This is a genomic window from Niabella yanshanensis (assembly GCF_034424215.1).
Taxonomy (GTDB): domain Bacteria; phylum Bacteroidota; class Bacteroidia; order Chitinophagales; family Chitinophagaceae; genus Niabella; species Niabella yanshanensis.
This window is the reverse complement of sequence record NZ_CP139960.1, coordinates 2,141,249-2,166,744: the sequence shown is the minus strand read 5'-3', so window position 1 is coordinate 2,166,744 and position 25,496 is coordinate 2,141,249. Positions and strand designations below refer to the sequence as shown.

Genomic DNA, 25,496 nt, shown 5'->3' with positions numbered 1-25,496 from the left:
TCGATTGTGTGAATAGTGTGTGGATAACTCAGGCTCTGCTGTGGTAATTTGAGTCCAAAAGCGAAAGTGATGATTTTAGATTATGGAGTTTTAGAACGATGAAATAGCACTTAAACCCGTGAAATTAAAGCCATAATAGACTATTTCCACACAAAAAGCTATAACTGTCACGATCTGTAGTCACAAAAAAAAGCAAGTTCTTCAACGGGCTATTTTCCACAAGCCTTCTTTAAAACCTGTGCATAAAACAAAGCCCTCACTAGCGTTTACTGGTCTATATTCGCCGTTGCAATAAAAGTTTTTTAGCGTGAGATTAAAGAGTTTAGAAATAAAAGGGTTTAAAAGCTTTGCCGATAAAACCATCGTGAATTTTGATGATAATATCACCGGGATCGTGGGACCGAATGGTTGTGGTAAATCCAATATCGTGGATAGTATCCGTTGGGTGATCGGTGAGCAGCGTATCAGCAATTTACGAAGCGAAAACCTGGATAGCCTGGTATTTAACGGGTCTAAAACCCGTTCTGCCAGTGGTTTGGCGGAAGTGAGTCTCACTTTTGAGAATACGAAAAACCTGTTACCCACGGAGTTTAATACTGTTCGTATCACCCGCAAGTTTTATAAAAGCGGCGAGAGCGAATACCGGTTGAATGACGTTCAATGCCGGCTACGGGATATCCAGAATCTCTTTATGGATACGGGTATCAGCACCGACTCTTACGCGATCATAGCCCTGGACATGGTGGATGACCTGATTCGTGATAAAGAAAACAGCCGGCGTAAGATGCTGGAGCAGGCCGCGGGTATTTCCATTTATAAAACCAGGAAAAAGGAAGCTAAGACAAAGCTGGATGCTACTGAGCTGGATTTGAACAGGATTGAAGATCTTTTATTCGAGATCAATAACCAGCTCAAAGCCCTGGAAAACCAGGCGAAGAAAGCAGAGAAATATCATGAGATCAAGCGCGATTACCGCGAGGTTAGCATTGAGTTGGCAAAAGCAGCTTTGGAAGGATTCAATCTTACCTATAAAGACCTTACTGAAAAGCAGGAGTCAGAGTCTGAGCGTATTGCCCAGTTAGAGGCAGCGGTAGCCACCGGCGAGGCTGCATTGGAAGAAGAGAAGCTGGTATTTATAGAAAGGGAGCGCGCTTTACAAAGCATGCAGCATGCTTTTAATGAGTTGCAGCAAAAAGTTCGTACTAAAGAAGGCGACAAAAACCTGGCTGTTCAGCGCCTTCAGTATCTAAAAGAAAAAGGCGCAGGCTTACAGGAGTTTTTGGATAAATCGGGCGCCCAGTTAAAAGGCATCGAAGAAAGCATTGGCTTTACGCAATTACAGCTCGATGAAGAACAGAGCGCTTACGAAGGTTTGAGTGAGCAGCTGGAAAACCTGAAGATAGAGGCCGATGAAAAGCGTGGTATACTTGATTCAAGACGCAATGCATTGGAAGAGATCCGTATGGAAAACCAGCAGGTGCAACGGAGCCAGTTTGAGGCGGAAAAGAAAGTGGCTGTAGCCGATACCTCCATTCAGAACCTGCAGAAAGCAATACAGCAAATTGAACAGGAAACTGAACAGAGGGCCGCAACTTTTGAAACCCTGGATGCAGAGCGTCAGCAGAAGGAGCAGGTGCTGAGCGAGCATAAGCAATCTTTGGAGCAATTATTAGCACATAACGAACATACCAAAGAGCAGATCCTTCAAACGCAAGGCGTATTAGATGCGCTAAGGAACGAAATGGCGGAGGAAAGCCGCAAGCTGGATGCGAAAAAGAATGAACACGACCTGTTAAGGTCGATGATCGATTCGATGGAAGGTTATCCGGATAGCGTCAAGTTCCTTCATAAAAATAAGGACTGGAATTACCAGGCTCCGATATTATCAGACATCATCTACGTTAAAGAAGAATATCGTACTGCCTTGGAGAATGTTTTGGAACCCTACCTGAACTATTATGTAATCAATGACCTGCAACAGGGTTTGGAAGCGGTTCATCTTTTAGGCAATCATAAAAAAGGAAAGGCAAATTTTTTCCTGCTGGATAAGATAGGCGAAGCGTTATCAGCAAATTCAGGTCATACCCTGGAAAATGCTACACCTGCATTAAGTGTGGTAGAAGTAGATGAGAAATACAGCAATCTTGCGAAGCATCTTTTAGGTAATGTATTTATAGCAGAAGGCGAAGAGGCTTTGGAGAATGCCAATGGTTTTACAGTAATTGAAAAGACCGGCCGCTACGTAAAAGGGAAACATACGCTTACGGGCGGAAGCGTGGGGTTGATTGAAGGTAAAAAGATCGGCCGTGCTAAGAATCTTGAGAAGCTGCAGAAGGATATTGCAGGTCAGGATGAGATAGTACAAAACCTTCGATCGCAAATTCAGACAAGACACAACGAGGTGATTGCTTTTAATGAAGACCTGCGCGAAAGTGCGATCAAAGAAACAGAAAGAGCGATACAGGAAATATCGAACCAGGTATTTTCGTTGCAGAATAAATTGGAGAACCTGCAGGGCCAGCAAAGTACTGCCCGCAACCGCCTGGAAGACTTAAACGAACAATTGCAGCAAACGCAATCTGCCGTTGAAAGTGTTCGGCGGGAATTGCAGGAATTTAATGAAGTGTCTCAGTTAAACACAAACAAGCTGGCCGAGGCAGAAGAGTCTTTTAAAGCAGCTCAGGGCGCCCATGAAGAATCGCAGGGTTACTTTAACGAATTTAACCTGAATGTTACACGCCAGCAAAGTAAGATCAATGCGTTAAAGCAGGAGCTGAACTTTAAAAATAACCAGTTGGATGCACTACAAAAGCAGGTAGAGCAAAGTACGCAGCAGTTATCGAGCACGAGTGAAGACATTGAGCAGAACGCAGCGGCCCTGGTGGCGGTTGAGGAAGAATTATTGCAGTTGATGCATAGCCGTGAAGCCGATAAGAAAGTGTTAGATGAGGCTGATCAGGCTTATTACAACCAGCGTAACCAGTTGAGTGAAAAAGAAAGCGAACTGCGCCATAAAACAAAAGAAAAAGAGCAGTTAGATCATTTACTGGCAGCTATAAAGGATAAGCTGAATGAATTGAAGTTACAGCTTGCGGGGACTAAAGAGCGCCTGAACGTAGAGTTTAAGATACAGTTAGAAGATATATTGGACGAAGAGCGTACTACAGAAACCAGTACCGAAGAGCTGCAGGAAAAATCGGATCGTTTGAAAAAACGCCTCGAAAACCTGGGCGAGGTAAACCCAACGGCGATTGAAGCTTACACCGAGATGAAGAAGCGCTACGAGTTTATTGTGGAACAGAAGAATGACCTCGTAAATGCAAAGGAAAGTTTGCTGAAAACAATTGAAGAAGTAGAATCTACAGCTAACCAGAAATTCCTCGATACCTTCAACCAGGTACGGGAAAATTTCCAGAAAGTATTTAAGTCTTTATTTACCGAAGATGACCAGTGCGACCTGGTATTGGAAAACCCTGAAAACCTTGCGGAAACGGGTATTGATGTAATGGCTAGGCCTAAGGGCAAAAGGCCCACTTCTCTAACGCAGCTGAGCGGGGGAGAAAGGACCCTGACTGCAACCGCATTGTTATTCGCTATCTACCTTATTAAACCTGCACCATTTTGTATACTGGATGAGGTAGATGCGCCACTGGATGACGCGAACGTGGGCAAGTTTACCAATATGATCCGCGAGTTTAGTGATAACTCACAATTTATTATTGTTACCCACAATAAAACAACCATGAGCACGGTAGACGTGATCTATGGCGTAACTATGCAGGAGCCCGGTGTGAGTAAGCTGGTGAGCGTAGACTTTAGAAGTTTGGCAGCTGCGGGGTAAAATTGTCTTAATAAGTAGCAATATAAAAGCCGCAGGTTATTCAACTTGCGGCTTTTCCTTTTCAAACCAATACCTGTCATAAATTGAAGCCGATGCCTGCATTTATGGTCCGGTGAAGCCTTACAGCTTGCGTAGAGGCAGCATCCTGTAGTTGTCCCAGATGATGGTAGCGGGCATATACGCTCCACTTTTTATCGATGCGATACCCCGCTCCCAATGCCAGTGTTGGTGTAAAGCCGGTAAGGTTGAAGGGCTTTGTATGTATTTCACCGGCCGGGGTTTGAACTTGTTGTCCACCCGAAAATTTTGTTGACATATAGCCGGGCCCTATCAGCCCTTCAATATAAGCTGCACGAATTTTTCTGCGGTAGCCAACTGAGGTATGGAGCGCTAATCCCTGTTCCTGTTTGCGATGCCTGTATTGTATCAAGCCAGCGCTTTGAAAAAGCTGCCAGTTTTTATGATCAATGTATAAATATTCAATACTTAGCTGAATACCTTTGCCGTCAGATAGTTGTCTCTTTAATCCCGGCATTCGAATAGATTCGGAGTAGGCGCCTGTTGTCTGCGCCAGGGCATCAACTTTCACTGCCCAACGATTGGCCGGTTTTTCCTGCGCATGTAAAAGAAGCGGGCATAAGCCGAAAATGGCTGGTATAAGTAGATGTTTCATTTATTTAATTTTATTGCCGGGTGAATGCGAGGGCCTTTTCTGCTACCTGGTAGCCGGTATTTAAAATCGATTCGTCTGCTACTGAGGACAAGAAAATACTGGTAGCATTGGTAGCCGGGAAATGCATCACTACTACCGACCAGCCGCCGGTGTGACCCGTCATTAATTGTCCATCTTTATGTTGAAACTGCCAACCCAATGCAAAACCGGATTTCCCCTCTATAGGTGTATACAGCCGCTTGAAACTTTGAGCGTTCAGTAATTCGTTTTTTTGGAGCGCACTAATGAAACGGATCATGTCCTTCATATTGGTACAAATACCTGCGGTTGCAAAGTCGGCATATACATAAGGGGGAGTAACTTTCGTAAAGCTATTGCCTGCGGGTTCAAATACCTGCGGTTTATAGTTACCTATGACATCACTCTCCGTAAAGAAATGGGTACGAAGCATACCCAATGGCATAAAGATCTTTTGTGCTATCAAAGTTTCATAAGGCATTTCATAAACCTCTTCCAGTATAAGCGAAAGCAGTACAAATCCGGTTTGACCATAACGGCTTTGTGTTCCGGCTTTAAAGTATACCGGCGGCGCTGCGGCATAAGTCAGGTATTTCCAACGGTCTAAACCTTCTGTCACAGCCGGAGAAAGTGCCTTGTAGTTTTCATTATCTGTTACATCGGCCATACCATCGGTATGGGATAGGAGTTGGCTGATCGTAATAGTTTCCCAGGCCGCGGGCAACTCGCTCACATAATCAGATGCTTTAGCCTTGAGCTGTATCTTCCCTTCTTCAGCAGCTTTCATTACCATTACGCTCGTGATCATTTTAGATGCAGAAGCCAGCAAGAAAAGGCTTTCGTCTGATACTGCTGTATTACCGTCCGGTATTTCAAATCCCTGTTGGTAGCTGCTTATAACTGTCCCGCTCTGCAGGAGTGCCCAGGCAATAGGGGCTTTGAAGGATAATTTTTGTGTACGTGTGTTGATTAACGCTGCAACATCCTCCTTTAGTTGATTTTGGTTTTTGACCGGCCGGTCGTGTTTCTCGCAGGATTGATAAACCAGGCATATGGCTAATGCCAGGATGGTTGTTAAATCTTTCATTGTTTAGATATTGGGTTTAAGGAATAAATAATTTGGCGCTGAAGCTGCCCTTTGCGGTAGCTTCTGGTTTGAACTTATCACCAACCCCAACATTGCTAATAGTAAAACTGCCTTCAGCACGGCCATTTCCCAGTTTGGTAACCGTTACATTTCCTTCGCTGGGTTGGGGAGGCATATCGGGGCCGGGCATATAAAAAGCATTGTATCCCGTAGTAGCTGTTAAGAAATGAAAACGGGTGCCATCGGCAGCAAGGTCAAAAGCATGGCTACCCAGTTCGCCCTTCCAGGTAAGCAGGAAATGACCGCCACCTTCATCTTCCGGATTAGAAAGTATATATCTTGATCCCATTTTTACTACGGGCGTTGCGGGAAAACGTACCGGTGCGCTATTGTTAATGCTTAACTCTATCCATCCGTCGCCCATAATATTCATAGTACTCGTTAGCAGAAATTTACCAGACACAGGTGCATTTAATTCGAGGCTGACATTTGCAGTAGCTGTTCCGTTAACGGATGCAGGAGCCTGGTACTCGACCGATTGCTGATTGCTTTTATTCAGGCTGCCGGGGCCGGTCAATTCCCACGATTTAATAAACTTCGAAGGGAGCGGGGCCGGATTGCCCACCGGATAGCCGGGCTCATTGTAGGGGCCGTTAGGATTATTGACCAACGGTATAAAAAGGTTGTCCCAGCCGGCCTCAGTAAAGATCATCGCCTGTATGGTTTTCTTTTCTCCGGTTTCCAGGTCGGCCCGGTAAGGTGAAAGGGAGATACGGTTCATTAAAGACCAGTCGCTGAAGTGAGTGGATTTAAAACTGACCGTTTTTGCTTCCGTATCTACGGCATCTGCGCCTACGAATTTCCAAATCCCATCATCCATTTGATAAGAAAGACCTAAAGTCTGAAGCAGTCCTACGCTATCGGCTATGTCAGCCCACGAGAACGTAACGGTTACTGGTTTGTTAAATATCTGTCCGTGCGGTGTAAGCCTATAAGAGTATCCGATACCTGCGATATTGGTGTTACTAAGGCGTTCGATACCAATTGCGGTATGGTTGCTTAAAGCACCTTCCGGGATTTGTACGCGAACCTGCCCGCCCGGCCATTGAATGGTGCCACCGGCTATACCGATTTCTTTAGAAATAGCCATTCCGGTCGAAGTGCCTTTGGGCCGCACTAACGGTGTTATGGTAACAGGTGGGTCTTGAGGGTTAATATTTTTCTTACAGGCGATGAATGTGAACATAAGAATCATGCTCAGGGGCAGACATAGAAATGCCTGATGAATTGTTGCTTTCACTATTTTTTGTTTATATGTTGAAATTGGTATTAATAATACACGTACATAGTACGGATAGCGTAAGTGTCTTTTTTGGTTTGGAAATTTCGGTATTGGTTCAGGAGATCTTTAGGATACCCATCGCCGTCATACGTATAGTTGAAAGTATAGGGCTCATTTTCAGGGTAGCCGCGGATCCAGGTTTTCCATTGAAATTTCAGATTGTGCTTTTCATATAAAAGAAATTGCCGGTCAGGAATTCCAAGGTGGGCATAAGGGTTGACACAGAAATCATATTCATATAAGCCTTCAGCGTGAGGCCCGTTTTCGGTAGCGATAACGTCCGTGAGTACCGAGCCCCCACGCATGGTTTTACTAAGGTAAGTCATGGGGAAACCGGGGCCGTTGTTGGTGGCGGCATCTATACGATAGTCCTGGGTGATCCCCGATCTTGTTTCCAGTGGTGTATAGGTTACCTCCGTGTGTATGGTCTGATTACCGGTTTTTTCCTCTATCGAGGAAATCTTATTTGCTGTATTTTGATACTGTACGGTGGTCGTTTTTATCAGGACATTGTTTTCGTCATAGCTTTTAATAATGCCGATTTTGTTATTGATATACTCATAAATATCTTTTTGTACGAGGTGGGTCGAAAAATCAGAACGCTTTCCCCATACCTGTTTTTGTTTGGCTAAACCATTACTGTGATACTCGTAATCTGTTTTTGTTATAGGGGTAGAAATCCCGTTTACGATTTTGTATTCTAACACTGATTTCAGCTTTTTGGCTTCCACATCACCACCAATATCATAAACACTTCCTTCCTGTATATCTTCTTTATTTAAGGTGAACTCGTCATAAGAACCCCATTTGGATATAGATAATTGATGCTTGATTGCTTTAGCCGACAAGTAAATACCCTGTGCACCGCCTTTCAGGAAATGAATATTATAAGTCATCTCATTTTTAGCATTCCAGCTTTTTACGATTAGTTGTGCGGGTATACTATCGTATATAATATGTCCTACTCTGATAATGGGACGTACCAGTATCTGCCTATCCATTTCGGAATCAGGGTCGCCCGTTCTGTTGCCAAAGCTGCCCTCGCTATAACCAAAGCTTTGCGGTATGTCCGTTGCGTTAACCGCCAGCACCTGTAGTAACATAAGCTGTTCTGCATTTTGATCTAATACCATGTTTACACTAAGTGGCTTGTTCACCAGGTTTGCTTTAGCAGATCCCGCAACGGGTGTTGCAAAGAGCGTGTAGCCCTGTTGGTTTTTAATGATCAGTCCTTTAATTCTGTAAGTACCCTTGGGTAAATTTATAGCAGACGTACGGTATTGCTGGTCGTATGCCAGGTTTGCTGAAATGTGGATAGCCTTACCACTGCCTGAGGGTTCAACGGTAATAGCAACTGTAAGACCTTCCAGAGTATTATGATAATCGGGCAGGCTTTCAAACGCAATTGTAAAGCTACGCTGGTTAGCAGGATCCGTTGGCGCTGGTGAAGCCGGGTCATGTGAAATAATAACTGTCTTTTTGCAGGACATGAGCGTCAGGCAAATAAAGAAGATAATTGAAAAAATGGTATATGATTTCATATTTTTTATTTTAGAACATAGCAATGCCCTTACGGCTTGCCGTTTCATTTTTTTTGATAATATAAATATTAGAGGATGCGGTCTTTCAGGGCTTTGGCCACCGCCGCGCTTTTTGAATTGACCTGCAGTTTTTCGTAGATATTGCGAATGTGCGTACGAACAGTGTCAATGGATATATGTAGCGCAGCAGCTACCATTTTATAGCTATTCCCATCCACCAGCGATTGTAACACGGCTTTTTCTTTTTCTGAGAGGCCATAATTTTGAGTAGCCGGAGACATACCTGCAAACATTTGTAAAACCTGCGTTGCAATGGACGAGTTCATGGGAGCACCACCTTCAAATACATCTTTAATAGCATGGATAATGGCATCGGGAGCAGACTTTTTTAATACATAACCGTTGGCGCCAAAACGGATTGCATCGTAAATATTCTGGTTATTATCAAACACCGTCAGCATAATAATTTTGACCCTATCGTTTTTCTTCCTGATCATCTTCACGCCGTCTATACCGGTGGCGCCTGGCATATCAATATCCATTAGAATGACATCAGGTTCTAACACACTTATGTCTGCTGCCGCGGTTTCACAATTGTTGAGGCTACCCACCACTTCAAAACCGTCCGAGCCGCCGAGCAACAAGGCTATGGCTTCGCGAAACTGATCTGAGTCGTCGTATAATAATACTTTTATCATCGTTATCAGCCTAAATGATTTTTGGTAGCTTCAATGAATTGTGACCAGTAAGCTATGATCAGTTGCATTGATTGAGGTTTTTTCTGCAGCGTAACCATAGGATGGGAGCTGATGGTTTTGAGCTTTTGGCGATAGTGACGGGGTAGTGCGCTACCGGTTTCTGCAATACCGAGCATGATAAAAATGCCGAGCGCCAGGCGAAATGTGGAGTAGAGTTTTTGGTTCATTTTTTTTGTTTCTTTATTAAAGGGGCCATCTGTATTGATTGATAATGCAAATATCATTTACCTGCTGATCACTTCAAACGCATATTTATGCGATGGGCATTACCAGTTTTAAGGAAGTGCCGCTTCCCGGCTGAGAGTTGATCGATAATTGCCCTTTCAGCGCGGCTGCCCTCTTTTGCATATTCTTTAAACCATTGCCTCTAACTGTCGAGCCGGGAACCGCCATTTCGAATCCGATACCATTATCTTCAATGGTGAGCAAAAGGTTCGGGCCTTTCCTTTTAAAAGTTAAGGTTACAAGAGTTGCTGCCGCATACTTTACAATGTTATTAATAGCTTCTTTGAATATCAGGAATACTTCGCGCCTGGCTTCCATCGAAAGATGAACGTCTGTTACAGACGGCGCGATTTCGAAGCGATAGTCAATCTGTTTGGGTTCCAGTACAGCGCCAGCTGTCTCTTTCATACGGGCCACCATTTTTGCAATATTGTCGTTAACAGGATTGATACTCCACACGATATCGTCCATAGCTTCCATCATTTGGGAGGTGCTGGTGCTAATGGTGCTCATATAAGCTTTGCTTTTGGCTTCATCGATCGATGGTTGCTGCAAGGCCATATTGCTGAGGATATTAATAGTACTGAGGGTGGAGCCCATATCGTCATGCAAGTCCCTGGCCAGGCGGCTTCTTACTTTTTCAATATGAAGTAATTTTTGTAATCTTAAACGGTGCAGGTAGAATAACAGGGATACAATAGCTAGTCCGACCAGGATATAAAACCATGCTGTTTTCCAGAAAGGAGGCGCTATGTAGATGCGCAATGAGGTTATGGTAGGGGAGTACTGTCCCAGCTCGTTTTTAGCCCTTACCAGGAAGCGGTAATGACCATGGGGTAAAAAGTTGTAGTTGATTGATGTGGGCGTTGTTAAAGAGATCCATTCGTCGTTTAATCCTTCCAGTTTGTATTCGTATATCAGCCTGCCTTTTTGCATAAAGTTAATAGCAGCAAACTCAATGCTGAAAACCCTGTGTTCGTAAGGGATGTTAATGGTATTTAACGCTGTTAGAGAATCTTCGGGGAGATACCTTCCGTTTAACTGAAATCCCGTAATGTTTACAGACGGAGGAACCATGGAATTATTGTATTCAGCCGGGTTGAATAATACCAGGTGCTGGTTACCTCCAAACGCCAGCCAGCCATTTCGCAACTGCATGCTTCTTTCGGGAACATAGCTGTTGTTGTGAATGGTAATAAGACCATCTTGTTGTGTAAGTCTTGTAATCGTCCGGCTAGCCATATTCAACTTGTAAATACCGCTGCTGCCTCCCGCCCAGCAGTTTCCATACTGGTCTTTTTGGAGGGTAAATATGCTTCCGGGCAATTGGCTGCCGGGCAAGTTGCTGTAATTTATCTTGAACTTCTGCGGATTCAAAATTCCTAATTTTTCCCCGGCGATCAAACACAATGTATCATTAAAAGTTAGTAGCTCTTTGGTATTTGCAATAAACGATGGCTGCCCCTGATCGACGGTTATCGACTGAACCAGTTTTCCCGTTTTTATATCAGCAATACAAATCCCTTTGTTATGAACAGCAATCCATAACTGATGGTTATTGATAAAACCCATCCGGTTTATCAGGCCGTTTAAAGAAAGTATTTCCCGAAACGAACTATTGACGGCAGGTGTGGAGGGGTTGTAAGTTAACAGCCTGCCATCCTGCAGTCCCAGCCATAGCAGTCCTTCTTCATCTTTTATTATTTGCCGGATAGCACTGTTGTTAAATATTTTAAGCTTATGAAGGATAGCGCGTTTTGTTTCGGGATCATACTGTGCCAGCCGACCTTCCTGACAGCCTATCCATACCTGCTTGCTTTTATCTTCACAAATAGTCCAAACCAGCTTTGTATAAGCATCCAGATCATTTATAGCCTTAAGAACCATAACTCCCTGGCTCTTTTGGGGATTGTTCAAAAGAAAAGTTCCCCGCCCCCAGGTGCCAACCCAAATATTGTTGTAGCTGTCCTCGAAAAGGCTGCTGATAGAGGCCCGCCCCTTTTCCTGGCTAAATAATATGTGAATATTACGACGCACGCTGCTGGTAAAATAAAGGCCGTTATCTGTTGCTACCCATACTGTACCGTCGTCGCTTTGAAGCAGGTCTTCCACCGAATTGAATTGAATGCCATAAGGGTTGTTGGCGGGAGTTTTGATCTCATTAAAACGGTGGTCATTGTAGATGCCAAAACAGTTCAAGCCATATACAGCGGGAGCTGCCTCTTTCAGTTGCTTAAAACCATACACTTCAAAATAGCTTCCGGCTCCCATGCCATTGAGGCCCGAAGTGTCACTTGTGAACCGGTTTAGTGCACTGTTATAACAAAGAAAGGTGGCGTTTGATTTACTGCCGGTTTGGATCCAGTATCGTTTTTGATCATCGATAAAAAAGCTGGCCACAGGTGCATATGCAGCCATTGTATAGAGCAGGTGATCGGCCTGGCCGTTGTTCGAAAGGTTATAGTATTGGCGCGTTTGCCGATCCCAGTAGCCAAAATCATTTCCGGAAATGATCCAATACCTACTCTGGTCCCTGTCCTCAACAACATCTTTTATTTTCAAGCTCGCCGGTATTGAAAACGGATTATTAGCCTGGGAAAAGCCGCCGCTCTTTTCGCTGTAATACTGGCAGCTTTTGCCTGTTATCAACAGAAAAACCCTTCCGGAAGCATCCTTCTTTAGCCACATTCCCGAGTTGCCATAAACCTCGTTGCTGCCTTCGTAGGGGGTTGGTGTGAACGTGAAATTACCAGGGTTGATCCTCCCTATTCGTTTGCCCGACCGCACCCAAAGCAGGCCGTCGTTTCCAGTCAATATCTGATCTGCGCGCTCATTCCAAATTGTTCTGAACCGTGTTCCATCATATCGCTGCAGACCGTTTTCTGTTCCCAACCAGATATATCCGCGTTGGTCCTGTGCTACAGTGAGTATATTGTTAGAAAGGAGCCCGTCAGTTATTGATAAGCGGTTGAAAATAAAATGTTGCGAATGCCCTGTATTGCACATAGCAACCAGTAATGCGAAAGATAACAGCAGCCGGAGGACCATACCACTAAGGTAAATTAAATTCCAAAATTGTCATCGCATAAACATGCGATGGCAGTGGTATTTGTAAGTAAAAAGCCGCTTGTAGTTATACATAGCGGCTTTTGAGTTTTCAGGGATAAGTTTATGGATATCTTGCGGTACTTTAGTTGTGATGCATACCCTTCATTTTGCCTTTCCATCTTTTCATGGCGTCGCCGGTAATGTTGAAGCCCATACTTAATCCTATATTCCGATGGGTGAAAGAAGCGGCATTAAAGATATCTGCTGCATATTCATTGGTAACAAGCCCATGGTAATAATTAATATCGTGGTTGATCAGGAAGCCGTCTGCCACCCGTACGCTGAACCCGAGTGAAGCGTTGGCACCGGCGTCAACTTTAGTGCTCATCGCTTTTGTTGTTTTCAGGCCAATGATAGCATCCTCGTTTGATAAGCCGTAAGTTTTACCACCTACGAGGAAGCCAACGGAACCGCCAATGCCCAGGCGTGGCCTTACTTTGCTGGCCGGATCACCAAATGTAAACATGGCGCCCAGCGGGATACGGATATAATTCATGCGCTGCTCAAAGCGGTCAACGGCACCTTCATCCACTTTAAAACGTACGCCCTCCGTACTAAAGAATGTGCCAAGGCCAATACCTACGCTGCTATTGAAATTATACATAGCGGTACGGCCAAACTGAACGGTGGGATGGAAGGCATACTTCATATCTTCGCTAACACGGTTACCTACTGTCCAGCTATGACCTATCATCACTTTATCGCTAACAGCCCAGCCTTGCTGTGCCTGGCTGGCCAGAGACATACTTAGCAGACCGGCCATGATATAAGAAAATTTCATAAAATAATGGTTTAAAGGTTTAGGATTTAATAAAATCTAACAAAACCATGCCAAAAATCACAAAATTCAATTTCCAGTAGGGGCGATAATGATGTAATTGAAGAGTTTGTCTTTTGCCTGCTCGTAATAGTTTAGTATTTTAGCAAACTTTTTAAAATTGATACTGTAGATGATCAAAATAACTTTACCCGACGGCGCGCAAAAAGAGTTTGAAGCAGGTATAACTGCTTTAGACGTGGCAAAGTCGATATCTGAAGGTTTGGCAAGGAATGTTCTCGCAGCAGAAGTGAATGGTGTGGTGGTAGATGCTTTTAAGCCTATTGACACAGATGCCAGCCTGAAATTACTTACATGGACTAATGACGAAGGTAAATCCACCTTCTGGCATTCGTCAGCGCATTTGATGGCAGAGGCGATACAGGAATTATTTCCCGATACCAAATTTGCGATTGGTCCGCCCATCGAAAGAGGATTTTACTATGATATTGACCTGGGGGAGACCAAAATAACAGAAGAAGACCTCCTGAAGATCGAAAAATTAATGAAGGAGAAGGCTTCAAAAAAATCCAGGTTTGAGCGGAAAGCAGTTTCAAAGGCAGATGCTATCACGTACTTTACCGAGAAGCAGGACCCCTATAAGCTGGAGCTGATTGAAAACCTGCAGGACGGGAGCATCAGTTTTTATACACAGGGAGACTTCACCGATTTATGCCGGGGACCTCATATTCCCAATACGGGCTTTATTAAGGCTATCAAGCTAACCAATATTGCGGGAGCTTACTGGCGTGGTGATGAGAAAAACAAGATGTTGACGCGAATCTATGGTGTTACATTCCCTTCCAATAAAGAACTGGAAGAATATAATATCATGATGGAAGAGGCAAAGAAACGCGACCACAGGAAAATAGGAAAGGAATTGGAGCTGTTTACTTTTTCTGAGAAAGTGGGACAGGGTTTACCGATGTGGCTGCCTAAGGGCGCTATGCTGCGTCAGCGTTTGGAGAACTTTCTACAGAAAGCTCAGCTGGAGGTGGGGTATTTGCCGGTGATTACGCCACATATCGGTAATATTAATTTGTATAAAACTTCCGGACACTATGAGAAATATGGAGCCGATAGTTTTCAGGCTATAAAAACTCCGCATGAAGGGGAGGAGTTTTTCTTAAAGCCCATGAATTGCCCGCATCACTGCGAAATATATAAAACCTCTCCTAAGTCGTATAAAGATTTACCGGTTCGTTATGCAGAGTTTGGTACGGTGTATCGCTACGAGCAGGCAGGTGAATTACATGGCTTAACCCGGGTGCGTGGTTTTACGCAGGACGACGCGCATTTATTTTGCCGTCCCGACCAGGTACTGGAAGAGTTTAAAAAAGTGATCGACCTGGTATTGTATGTATTTAATGCCCTGGGCTTTAAAGATTATACTGCACAGATTTCGCTACGCGATAAAGAAAACAAGACCAAGTATATCGGATCGGATGAAAACTGGGAAATAGCAGAAAACGCCATTCGCCAGGCTGCTTCGGAAAAAGGGTTGACCACTGTTGAAGTAACCGGCGAAGCAGCGTTTTACGGTCCAAAGCTTGACTTTATGGTAAAAGATGCATTGGGCAGAAGCTGGCAGTTAGGCACCGTACAGGTAGATTATAACCTGCCTGAACGTTTTGAACTGGAATACACTGATAGCGATAATACCAAAAAACGCCCTGTGATGATCCATCGGGCACCTTTTGGTAGCATGGAGCGTTTTGTGGCGGTGTTATTAGAGCATTGTGCAGGCAGACTGCCCCTGTGGCTGGTGCCCACCCAGGTGAAAATTTTACCTATTTCTGATAAGTACCAGGAGTATGCGGCGCAGGTGCTGACTGCCCTTAAAAAAGCAGATATCAGGGCAGAGATAGATGAACGCCAGGAAAAAATTGGTAAGAAGATACGGGATACTGAGCTGCAAAAAATACCTTACATGCTGGTGTTGGGTGAAAAGGAAATGAATGAGGGTATTGTGTCTGTGCGTAAACATGGTACCGGTGATGAAGGCGCTAAAACGATAGACGAATTTACAGGAAGCCTGCAACAGGAGATAAAAGAAAAGACCGATCAACAATAATATTTAGCCCGGGGTCAAAGCGCTCCGGGTTATTTTTTTGTTACGATTTAAACAATTGTTTAATTTTTTTTTCGGCAGCGCAATCTTTGAAAATAAAGAACGTCTAAACTTTCTCCGTTGCTAAAACATTGCCTGTCTGCGAAAAAAAGTGTTTGATACAGATCAGTTTATTAAACAATCCACTCGATCTGTTGTTGTTTTTAATTTTTTATTGAAGACTTTATTCAATAAAAATGTTGGATAAATAATAATTTATGACTCTTTGTTTTGAGAAATGGAAACGCCGGATCGGTTTAACTATAACCGGCCTCTCCTGTTTTTTGGGTGTTCATTTAAATGCCCAGTCGCAAACTGGTGACACCACCTTACAACGGGCAACCCTGGCAGGTATTATCGATTATGCATTAACCCATCAACCGGGTGTCAGGCAGGCTGAGATCAACCAGGAAATTACTGACCTGCAGATAAAAAATCGCTTGGCAGACTGGTATCCCCAGGTGAACTTCAACTATAATTACCAGCGTAATTTTCAGTTACCTGTTAATATTATTGGTGGTAACCAGGTAAGGTTCGGGGTGTTTAATACCTCCGCCTTACAATTTACGGCTACCCAGAATATCTTCAACCGGGACGCCTTATTAGCGAGCCGGACTAAAGGAGATGTAAGATTAGTGGCCGCCAAACAAACAGAAAATGCCAGGATTAACCTGGTGGCCAATGTTTCCAAGAATTTTTATGACCTGTTGGCAACGGATCAGCAGAGAAAGATTACCGATGAGAATATAGCCATGTTGTCGCGCAGCCTTAGAGATGCGCGCGCCAGGTTTGATGCCGGTGTAACAGATAAAACCGATTATCAGCGGGCTACTATTGCTTTAAACAATGCAATGGCTTCAAAAAAGGAAATTGAGGAAGCATTAAATGCCAAGGAGGCCAATCTTAAATTCCTGATCAATTATCCAGGCGATAAGGAGCTGTCGCTAATGTATGACAGCGCCACTTTGGAGCAGGAAATATTCCTGGATACCTTGCAGGCTCCTGCCTATACACGCAGGGTCGAATACCAGCAGTTGCAGGCGCAGCTTAGGTTACAGGAAGCAAACGTTCGTTATAATAAATGGAGTTATATCCCTACGGTGTCTGCTAACGGGGCTTACATCCGTAATTTTTTAAACGATGATTTTGCAAAACTGTTTAATCAAAGCTTCCCCAATTCTTACGCAGGACTTACAGTAGGTTTTCCCATTTTTCAGGGCGGCAAAAGAAAGAACAATATCGTTATTGCGGAGCGCCAGGTAGAGCAAACCCGCCTGGACCTGATTAATTTTAGCAACCAGGCCAGCAGTGAGTATAAAACAGCTATGGCACAGTATCGGGCCAGTATGGCTAATTACCAGGCTCTGAAAGAAAATATGGAGCTAGCCAAAGAAGTGCATCGTATTATAGAGCTGCAATACAGGGAGGGGATTAAAACCTACCTGGAGCTGATAACAGCGCAAACCGATCTCCGTGCGTCACAGATCAATTATTTCAATGCCGTGTACGGTTTGTTAAGCAGCAAAATAGATGTTCAGAGAGCAGAAGGATCCATTCAACCCAAATAAAACTTAAACTAAACGAAATCCCTTAAGTATGACCAGGTTTTCAATATATATGTTTGTAGTGCTTGCAGTGGTGGCATGTAAAAGCAAGCAACAGGCCCCGCCACCCGCAAATGCTCCCGTTCCGGTAGTAGTGGTAAAAGTTACAGAAAGCGGCAACGCATCTTATTATGACGAATATCCCGCCACACTGGTTCCCTTAAATCAATCGGAAATTAGGCCACAGGTAACAGGCTATATAACGGGTATTCATTTTAAAGATGGTGCTAAAGTTTCAAAGGGTCAAAAGCTGTATACCATTGATCAGCAAACTTACCAGGCTAATTATCAGGCAGCCTTGGCCCAGGTAGCCGTACAGGAAACTAACCTGGTGAAAGCGCAAAAAGATGCTGAAAGGTACCATGCTTTGGATAAACAGGATGCAATAGCCAAACAGCAGGTAGATTATGCGGATGCGGCTTTGGCTGCGGCGCAGAAACAGGTAGCAGCAGCCAGGGCACAGGCCAATGCTGTGCGGGCGAACGTAAGCTTTGCTACTATTTATGCGCCTTTCAGTGGAACTATCGGTATTTCGCAGGTGCGTTTAGGTACTTCGGTGGTTGCCGGCCAATCAGTATTAAATACGGTTTCAACCGATAACCCGATGGCAGTAGATTTTGTAATCGATCAGAAAGAAATCTACCGGTTTTCCAAACTGCAGAATGAAAAGAGCCTGGTTGATTCTACTTTTTCCCTGGCTTTTGCAGGAGATGTATATCCCCAGCATGGCAAAATACAGATCATTGATCGTGCGGTAGATCCGCAAACCGGCGCCATTAAGGTGAGATTGGTATTTCCCAATGATAATCAAATGTTGAAAGCAGGTATGAGCGGAACCGTTCGTGTATTAAATGCTGCGCCGTCGCGTTCTACTTTGGTACCTTATAAAGCTGTAGTGGAGCAGTTGGGTGAGTTCTTTGTATATGTGGTAGGAGATAGCAGCAAAGTGTCCCAACGTAAAATAACACTCGGCACACAGATAGGTCCTAATGTTTTAATTAAAGAGGGGTTGCAGCCGGGGGAATCTATTGTTGTAGAAGGCGTACAGAACCTGAGAGAAGGATCTCTTATTACAGCAGATACTACCAAAGCAAAAAAATAAGTTGACAGTTGGCAGGAAGCAGGTGACTTTGTTGTTGCACCTGTTGCCTGTCGTTCAAAATAGTATTCAATGATCGCAGACGTATTTATAAAAAGACCGGTAACCGCCATCGTGGTATCGATCGTAATTGTGTTGGTAGGTATTATATCGATGCTTACTTTACCCGTTGCCCAGTACCCTGATATTTCGCCCCCCACCGTTCAGATAGCAGGTAACTTCACCGGCGCTGATGCGCAAACGGTAGAACAAACAACTACCACTGCTATGGAAACCCAGATCAACGGTACTCCCGGTATGACCTATATGACCAGTAACAGTACCAGTAGTGGTCAGAGCAGCATTACTGTGAATTTCCAGGTGGGCACTGATATCAATATTGCGACGCTTGATGTACAGAACAGGGTGAGCGTGGCCGAACCAACTTTGCCGGACGCCGTAAAAAGACTGGGTCTCACGGTTCGTAAGCGTAACCCCAGTATCATGATGGCGCTGGCCTTTTATTCGCCTAATGGTACACATGACGCCACTTTCATCGGTAACTATGTGAACCTGTATGTAAAGGACGCCCTCGCCCGGGTAAAGGGTGTGGGTGATATTTTTTCCAGGGCAGATGATTTTAGTATGCGGGTATGGCTCAATCCATCCAAGATGGCAGCATTAGGTGTTGCCCCGGCTGAAGTGAACGCAGCTTTGCAGGAGCAAAATCTACAGGCAGCTGCAGGCACCATTGGAGGTAACCCGCAAAGTGGTGAGCAGGTTTTTGAGTATAGCCTGTTAACCAATAGCCGTATCAATACACCAGAGCAGTTTGAAAATATTATTGTGCGCACCCGGCCTGAAGATGGTGCTGTTGTTTACCTGAAAGATGTAGCAAGAATAGAGCTGGGTAAATTTGATTATACAGCTAATGCGTTTGTAAGCGGTAAACCTGCGGCGTTCTTACTTATTTACCAGGCACCCGGTGCTAATGCATTAGATACTTATAAGGGGGTCAATGAGGCGTTGGACAGGCTACGTCCTACATTCCCTAAGGACATCGACTTTAAAGTGCCTTTGGAAACGGCGACAGTGGTACAGGTGTCTATTAATGAGGTAATGCACACGCTGGTGGAGGCCCTTATACTCGTGGTATTGGTGGTGTACCTGTTCCTGCAAAACTGGAGGGCTACGTTAATCCCGGTTTTGGCTATTCCTGTATCATTGATCGGAACGTTTATATTCTTTAACCTGCTGGGCTTTACGATCAACACTCTTACGCTCTTCGCCTTTGTACTCGCAATTGGTATTGTGGTGGATGATGCCATTGTAGTGGTGGAAGCCATTCAGCATAATATTGATAGCCGGGGGATGTCGCCGAAAGATGCGACCATTAAAGCAATGAAAGAAATCTCGGCGCCGGTTATTGCTATCGCACTGATATTGGCAGCGGTATTTATTCCGGTAGGTTTTATACCAGGCATCGTGGGGCGGCTGTATCAGCAGTTTGCGATCACTATTGCGGTGTCAGTATTATTATCTGCATTTGTGGCTTTATCGCTTACTCCTGCATTGAGTATGTTAATGCTAAAGCCAACTGCAGCTCCCGGCGACAGGAAAAAGAATTTATTGGATCGTTTCTTCGACAGGTTTAATAACTGGTTTAATAAAGTAACCTTGGGTTATACGAAGAGTGTGGGCAAGTGGATCCGGAAAACACCGTATGTAGTTACGCTTTTGATAGTGGTAATCGCAGCTATGATCTTCCTGTTCAAAACCAAGTCAACGGGCTTTATTCCTACAGAAGACGAGGGGCGTATGTTCGTTACCTACGAATTACCTGAGGGTACCAGTACTACACGTAGCATTAATATGATCAAAGATATTATGACGCGCGTTGAAGCTTTACCCGAAGTAGATGTAGTGGGTGGTCTGGCAGGGTTGAACATCATTAGCTTCAGTAATAAATCGAATGTAGGTACGATGTTCGTTAAATTAAAGAAATGGGATGACCGTAAAGGAAGCGAACATGATGTAAACGCAGTAATTGGTAAAATAATAGCTTCTACCAGGGATATTAAGGAAGCCAGGGTAATGCCCATTGCACCGCCTGCGATACCGGGTCTGGGGCAAACTGCCGGATTTACCTTCCAGCTGCAACAAACAGGTTCTACCGATGATGTTAATAAATTTGAGGCTGTAGCTAACAAATTCCTGCAAACGGTCAATTCTCAGCCGGCAATAGGCAGGGCTTATACTTTCTTTAATGCCCGCACTCCAAGTTACCAGGTAAATGTGGATAAAGAGCTTGCAAAGAAAATGGGCGTTAATGTAGCTGAGGTATATACAACGCTGTCTAACTTCCTCGGAAGTAGTTATGTAAATGACTTTAATATCTATGGGCGTAATTTCCGTGTTATGACACAGGCGGATTACACTTACCGTGGCTCGCTTGATAATTTAAAAGATTACTATGTACGTAACAGCTTGGGGGGCATGGTGCCTTTAAATATGCTGGTTAACACCAAGCTGATTGAAGCTCCTGCAGTGATATCTCACTACAATATTTACCGTTCGGTGGAGATCAACGGTTCGCCCAAAGATGGTTTTAGTAGTGGTGAAGCAATTGAAGCCCTGAGAGAAGCGGCCAAGACATTGCCTGCGGGTTATGGTTACGAATTTTCGGGCATGAGCCGGGAGGAGATCGCAGCTGGTGATCAGCAAACCACCATTTTCGCTATTTCGATCGTATTTGTATTCCTGTTCCTGGCGGCCTTGTATGAGAGCTGGTCGGTTCCTTTTTCTGTATTACTGGCAGTGCCAATTGGTGCTTTCGGATCAATATTGGCGTTGACATTATTACCGAAATTGTCCAACAATGTATACGCACAGATCGGGTTGATTACTCTCATCGGGTTGGCTGCTAAAAACGCTATCTTAATTGTGGAGTTTGCCAAAGAGCGGGTGGATAAAGGGATGGATGTAGTACAGGCTACCCTGCAGGCGGTTAGGTTGCGTCTGCGTCCGATCATCATGACCTCACTGGCCTTTATCTTAGGGGTAGTACCGCTGATGATTGCTACAGGAGCCGCCTCCGTTAGTCGTCAAACAATTGGCTGGACCGTTTTTGGAGGAATGCTGGCCGCAACATCGCTTGCGATATTTATTGTGCCGGTATTATATGTACTCATTACCAAAATGGCGTACCGTAAGAAAGCTAAAACTGCCTGATAGTCAGGTTTAAATAAAAGGAAATTGCCGGAAACTACAGTTTCCGGCAATTTTATGTCTGACAGAGGATTTTAAGCAATTTGGTAAGATAGTTGCTGATATGAATCTGTTAAAAATAAAATTGAAATACTAAGTTTAATTCCCATCTTTGTAAAAATTTTTTAACATGCCATTCCCGTATGGCATTAAAAAAAGCAAAATAAACAATGCTTCTCAACGGGGAAGGAGCATAACGAATCATTTTTAGATGGCAGTACCACAAAAACCAACTTTTAACCGTCCGCCCGGTGCGGGTGGTCCTTTCAGGCCAGGTGGCAATAAACCAAACAGGGGAAACTTCAGAGGACGCTTACCACAGAAAGAAGCAGAACACCGCATTAATCATCATATCAGGGTACCACAGGTACGATTGGTTGGAGACAATGTTGAAGTAGGAATTTACTCTACCCAGGAAGCATTAAAGATTGCCCAGCAACAGGAACTGGATCTGGTAGAAATATCTCCTACCGCTGATCCTCCCGTTTGTAAGATCATCGATTATAATAAATTTTTGTACGATAAGAAGAAGAAGGAAAAGGAGATGAAGGCCAAGAGTAAGGCGACTGAGATCAAGGAGATCCGCTTTACCCCTAATACCGACGACCATGACTTCGACTTCAAGGCTAAACATGCTGAAGGCTTTTTAAAAGAAGGCAACAAAGTGAAAGCTTATGTACAGTTTAAAGGCCGCGCTATCCAGTTTCAGGATCGTGGACAGCTGTTGTTGTTGAAGTTTGCAGAACGTCTTGCCGAGTTTGGAACTTTAGAAAATATGCCCAAGCTGGAAGGCCGTAGAATGCTTGCAATGATAGCTCCGAAAGGAAGTGTAAAGAAAAGCAAATAAGAATATTTGAAATATTTATACAGAACCATCTGCAATTGCAGATGGTTTTTTTTATTTTAGCCTGAGTATGAAAAAAAATCTAATAATTGCTTGTTGCTTTTTAATAAGCAGCCTGGTGCAGGCCCAGGAAAAGCGCCCAGACCCTCAGCCGCCTGTCGATACCTACGAGAAATTCAAAGTGGGCATGGCAGGCTACACATTTGTACATTTTGGTATTGACACTGCCCTCGCTACTATGGAAAAAAGCGATGTACACTACCTGTGCATCAAAGATTTTCATTTGCCGCTTAACAGCGATGCTGCTGCTATTGCTGCCTTCCACGAAAAATTAAAGTTGAAAGGAGTAACAGGTTACGCGGTAGGACCCATTTATATGAAGACTGAAGCCGAGGTAGACAGGGGGTTTGAGTATGCCAAACGTGTTGGCGTAAAATTGATCGTAGGCGTGCCCAACTATGAACTGCTTCCTTATGTAAATAAGAAAGTGCAGGAGTACGACATGAGGTATGCCATTCATATTCATGGTCCGGATATTAAGCTTTACCCTGATGCAGAAGATGTGTGGAACAATGTGAAAGACCTGGATCCACGCATGGGTATGTGCCTGGATATCGGGCACGATACCCGCAATGGCAAGGACCCTGTAGCCGATCTTAAAAAATACCATACCCGTGTTTTCGACATGCACCTGAAAGATGTTACGGCTCCAACCAAACAAGGCTATTCGGTAGAAGTAGGACGAGGCATTATCGATTTCCCGGCTTTCGTAAGAATGATGCGGAAAGTAGGCTATTCTGGTATGCTGAGTCTCGAACACGAACGTAATATGAAGGCGCCGTTCGCTGGTATTGCGGAGTCAATCGGTTATATCAGGGGAGTGATCCGAACCACGAAAAACAAATAAATTAAAAACACAGTTATAAGTAAACAGGCCGCATCTGAAATAGAGCGGCCTGTTTAAATTTGATAAATTTGAATTTTTAAAACCGGTACCCCACACCCAGTCTGAAGCCCATCATAGGCCCGGGATGGCTGGAGAGGGAGGTCTGCCATTGATCGGGTAAATGATGTTTAAAAGGCTTCTCCTTTAGCTTAGCACCCAGAAACAGATCGCTGTCAATGAATATGCGCCGGTTGAGATTCCCAAGTATGGAGAGATTGACTGCAAGAGAGGTTACATGTGTTTTAGTTTCCATTCTCATCCGGTTTCCTCCATATTCGACAGGCTGAAAGTAGCGGAATTGCCTGTTTTGCACACTATAGTTAAACACGGGTCCTAAACCTAACCGCATTCTGCCTTTATTTTTAGGATAGAACTGGATAGCTGCGGAGGCGCCATAATACCTGCGGTTACTCGCTGCAAAGGGACTCATTGAGATGCCTATTCTTTGTTGAACAATTAATCTTTCGTACGCAACGTACCAGGCGGCAAATGGTGTTTGATCCTGCCTGTCAGAAGGGGAAATAAAAGGTATCGTATGTGCCGATAGCTCAAATCCCGTCGAAACCAGGTTGTTGGGTAATGCATTGAATTGCTCTAATTCTTTGATATATTTTTCAGGTAACCGTTTGCCCCTGAAAGAAAATAATTCTTTGCTGCCATTTTCGTATCGAATAGAGTCGACATAACGATTAGCAATCGTATAATTAGGCCCGTCAATATTTTCAGCTTTTTTAAACCGGATCAATGCATGAGTGATCTCAATAACTTTGGCTTTTAGTACGCCTTCTCTTTTAGTATAGATGAGATCCTGTGCCTGTAGCCCATAGCTTGCAAGGCAAAGAACAAGAACTGTAATTATTTTTTTCATGCGTTAGTTTTGGATGGTGGATAATTTTTGTGGGTCAGCAGGGGAAGAAATATCATATAAAGCAATACCTCCCTCAACATAGGCAATCAGCAGATCATTGTAAGGGATGACATCTATAAAGTGTTCGCCGGTAAGTATTTTTAGCGATACCGGTTTTGCCTTGTCGGTAGTATTGACTATGTTTAATCCTTTGGCGCCCATACATACATATAGTGTGTTACCCGAATAGCCTAATCCGTAAGGTTCCGGCATGTCCAGCGTTCCGGTTATTTTAGGTGTGAGCACATGAGTGCCGCTGATATCATATACCTGCAATTGGTTAACCGTTCCACCACAACCTATATTGTTATTTCTAAGTGTTACATAGGCAAAATTGTCGTCGGCTACAACCGGATCACAGGCACGCAGGTGCTGAGCTCTCCCTTGTAGTTTGGGTTTCTTTGGATCGCTGTTGTCAAATACATACATACCTGATTGCGACCCTATAAATAACTTGTCGCGGTAAGGAAATATGGTTTCTATATCGCCCCAGCTGATAGGCTGCTCGCTTATTAATACAGTTGTTTGCGGATGGGTGATATCGTATGTGTAAAGAGAGGTATTGCTCACTATGTAAAGATAGTTACCTGATATGGTCATCCTGGCAATAGAGCCGCCAGCTCCGGCATCGCCTGAAAAATTAGAGTCGCCCTTTGAGCAGCTAAGGCCGAGTACAAGGATCAGTACGAATAAAAGATATTTGGGTTGCATAATTGTAATAGGTTAAGTAAAGGGTTAGTATTGGCATTTGGGATCCTGCAGCATTTTTTTCTGCCAGCCTATAATAGTTCCTTTGGTCTTGTCGGGGCATTCGAAAACACCTCTTTCAGGTGGAACCGACCGGTTGTCCATACTCTTAAATGCGGGTAATCTTTTTACCGTGTTAACAGTTGTTCCACTGATCTCTAATATGACGAGGTCGTTGAGATGATTGGTATAGATCAGCCCGTTTTTTACCGCCACCTCCTGGCTGCCCGCCACTTTAATAAATGTTTTTTTCACCGGCGAGGAGGGGTTCGAAATATCTGTAACGTGAATGCCTTTTCCACTCTCCACCTGGAAGAGTGAATGGCCCCATACATAGATCTTGCCTCCGCTTTCAATGGCTTGAGGTTGGGTTAATGAAATGGTATTGAGTTCGGCTTCGTTCCCATATATAGGAGCATATCCTATTACTTCCTTACTGTCTTCTTTTTTACAGGACAATACCAGCAATGGTAAGGCCAGCGCAATCAGCAGTTTGTTGTGTTTCATTGTGTACGTTAAGTAGATTCAGTTAATAAGTTAGATATTCTTTCTAACGGGATCTGCTATCTTAACGCAACAGTTA

The 25,496-nt window shown here is 44.0% G+C and carries 18 protein-coding genes; 7 read left to right on the top strand and 11 right to left on the bottom strand.

Annotation, left to right across the window (positions count from 1 at the left end; translation table 11 throughout):
* Positions 1–307: 307 nt before the first annotated feature.
* The gene (gene smc, locus U0035_RS08690) at positions 308–3,841 is read left to right on the top strand and encodes a chromosome segregation protein SMC (RefSeq protein ID WP_114789604.1); all 3,534 of its coding nucleotides are present in this window, start codon (positions 308–310) and stop codon (positions 3,839–3,841) included.
* A gap of 76 nt (positions 3,842–3,917) precedes the next feature.
* Here the strand turns inward: smc and U0035_RS08685 are convergent, their stop codons facing one another.
* The 8 genes from U0035_RS08685 to U0035_RS08650 form a co-directional block, all read right to left on the bottom strand.
* Positions 3,918–4,514, bottom strand: coding sequence for an outer membrane beta-barrel protein (locus U0035_RS08685; protein ID WP_114789603.1), 597 nt, complete (start codon positions 4,512–4,514; stop codon positions 3,918–3,920).
* Positions 4,515–4,524: 10 nt separating this feature from the next.
* The gene (locus tag U0035_RS08680) at positions 4,525–5,619 is read right to left on the bottom strand and encodes a serine hydrolase domain-containing protein (protein ID WP_114789602.1); all 1,095 of its coding nucleotides are present in this window, start codon (positions 5,617–5,619) and stop codon (positions 4,525–4,527) included.
* Positions 5,620–5,635: 16 nt separating this feature from the next.
* Positions 5,636–6,919, bottom strand: coding sequence for a hypothetical protein (locus U0035_RS08675; protein WP_162817765.1), 1,284 nt, complete (start codon positions 6,917–6,919; stop codon positions 5,636–5,638).
* A 29-nt stretch (positions 6,920–6,948) separates the two neighbouring features.
* Entirely contained in the window at positions 6,949–8,502 is a 1,554-nt protein-coding gene (locus U0035_RS08670) for a hypothetical protein (protein ID WP_162817764.1), read from the bottom strand.
* Between the two features lie 68 nt (positions 8,503–8,570).
* Positions 8,571–9,200, bottom strand: coding sequence for a response regulator transcription factor (locus U0035_RS08665; protein ID WP_114789599.1), 630 nt, complete (start codon positions 9,198–9,200; stop codon positions 8,571–8,573).
* Positions 9,201–9,205: 5 nt separating this feature from the next.
* On the bottom strand, positions 9,206–9,427 hold the full coding sequence (locus U0035_RS08660) for a hypothetical protein (protein WP_162817763.1): 222 nt from the start codon (positions 9,425–9,427) through the stop codon (positions 9,206–9,208).
* Positions 9,428–9,512: 85 nt separating this feature from the next.
* Entirely contained in the window at positions 9,513–12,533 is a 3,021-nt protein-coding gene (locus U0035_RS08655; protein ID WP_114789597.1) for a sensor histidine kinase, read from the bottom strand.
* Positions 12,534–12,675: 142 nt separating this feature from the next.
* Positions 12,676–13,374 (bottom strand): outer membrane beta-barrel protein, encoded by a 699-nt coding sequence (locus tag U0035_RS08650; RefSeq protein WP_114789596.1) that lies wholly within the window; start codon positions 13,372–13,374, stop codon positions 12,676–12,678.
* Positions 13,375–13,543: 169 nt separating this feature from the next.
* Between U0035_RS08650 and thrS the strand changes: the two genes are divergently transcribed.
* The 6 genes from thrS to U0035_RS08620 all read left to right on the top strand — a co-directional run bounded on the left by thrS (position 13,544) and on the right by U0035_RS08620 (position 23,220).
* On the top strand, positions 13,544–15,484 hold the full coding sequence (gene thrS, locus U0035_RS08645) for a threonine--tRNA ligase (RefSeq protein ID WP_114789595.1): 1,941 nt from the start codon (positions 13,544–13,546) through the stop codon (positions 15,482–15,484).
* Positions 15,485–15,738: 254 nt separating this feature from the next.
* The gene (locus tag U0035_RS08640; protein ID WP_114789594.1) at positions 15,739–17,088 is read left to right on the top strand and encodes a TolC family protein; all 1,350 of its coding nucleotides are present in this window, start codon (positions 15,739–15,741) and stop codon (positions 17,086–17,088) included.
* Between the two features lie 28 nt (positions 17,089–17,116).
* The gene (locus U0035_RS08635) at positions 17,117–18,226 is read left to right on the top strand and encodes an efflux RND transporter periplasmic adaptor subunit (RefSeq protein ID WP_114789593.1); all 1,110 of its coding nucleotides are present in this window, start codon (positions 17,117–17,119) and stop codon (positions 18,224–18,226) included.
* Between the two features lie 69 nt (positions 18,227–18,295).
* Positions 18,296–21,433, top strand: a complete 3,138-nt coding sequence (locus U0035_RS08630) for an efflux RND transporter permease subunit (RefSeq protein ID WP_114789592.1) — start codon at positions 18,296–18,298, stop codon at positions 21,431–21,433.
* A gap of 247 nt (positions 21,434–21,680) precedes the next feature.
* A complete protein-coding gene (gene infC / locus U0035_RS08625; RefSeq protein ID WP_114789591.1) occupies positions 21,681–22,316 on the top strand; it encodes a translation initiation factor IF-3 in 636 nt (211 codons plus the stop codon).
* Positions 22,317–22,383: 67 nt separating this feature from the next.
* A complete protein-coding gene (locus U0035_RS08620) occupies positions 22,384–23,220 on the top strand; it encodes a sugar phosphate isomerase/epimerase family protein (protein WP_114789590.1) in 837 nt (278 codons plus the stop codon).
* Positions 23,221–23,296: 76 nt separating this feature from the next.
* On the opposite strand, the gene U0035_RS08615 is transcribed toward U0035_RS08620, so the two are convergent.
* From U0035_RS08615 to U0035_RS08605, 3 genes are read right to left on the bottom strand one after another with little or no spacing between them, the layout of a single operon-like run.
* Positions 23,297–24,127: a hypothetical protein gene (locus U0035_RS08615; protein WP_114789589.1), complete on the bottom strand. Its 831-nt coding sequence runs from the start codon at positions 24,125–24,127 to the stop codon at positions 23,297–23,299.
* Between the two features lie 3 nt (positions 24,128–24,130).
* Positions 24,131–24,877, bottom strand: coding sequence for an LVIVD repeat-containing protein (locus tag U0035_RS08610; protein WP_114789588.1), 747 nt, complete (start codon positions 24,875–24,877; stop codon positions 24,131–24,133).
* A 24-nt stretch (positions 24,878–24,901) separates the two neighbouring features.
* Positions 24,902–25,420, bottom strand: a complete 519-nt coding sequence (locus tag U0035_RS08605; protein ID WP_114789587.1) for an LVIVD repeat-containing protein — start codon at positions 25,418–25,420, stop codon at positions 24,902–24,904.
* Positions 25,421–25,496: the final 76 nt, after the last annotated feature.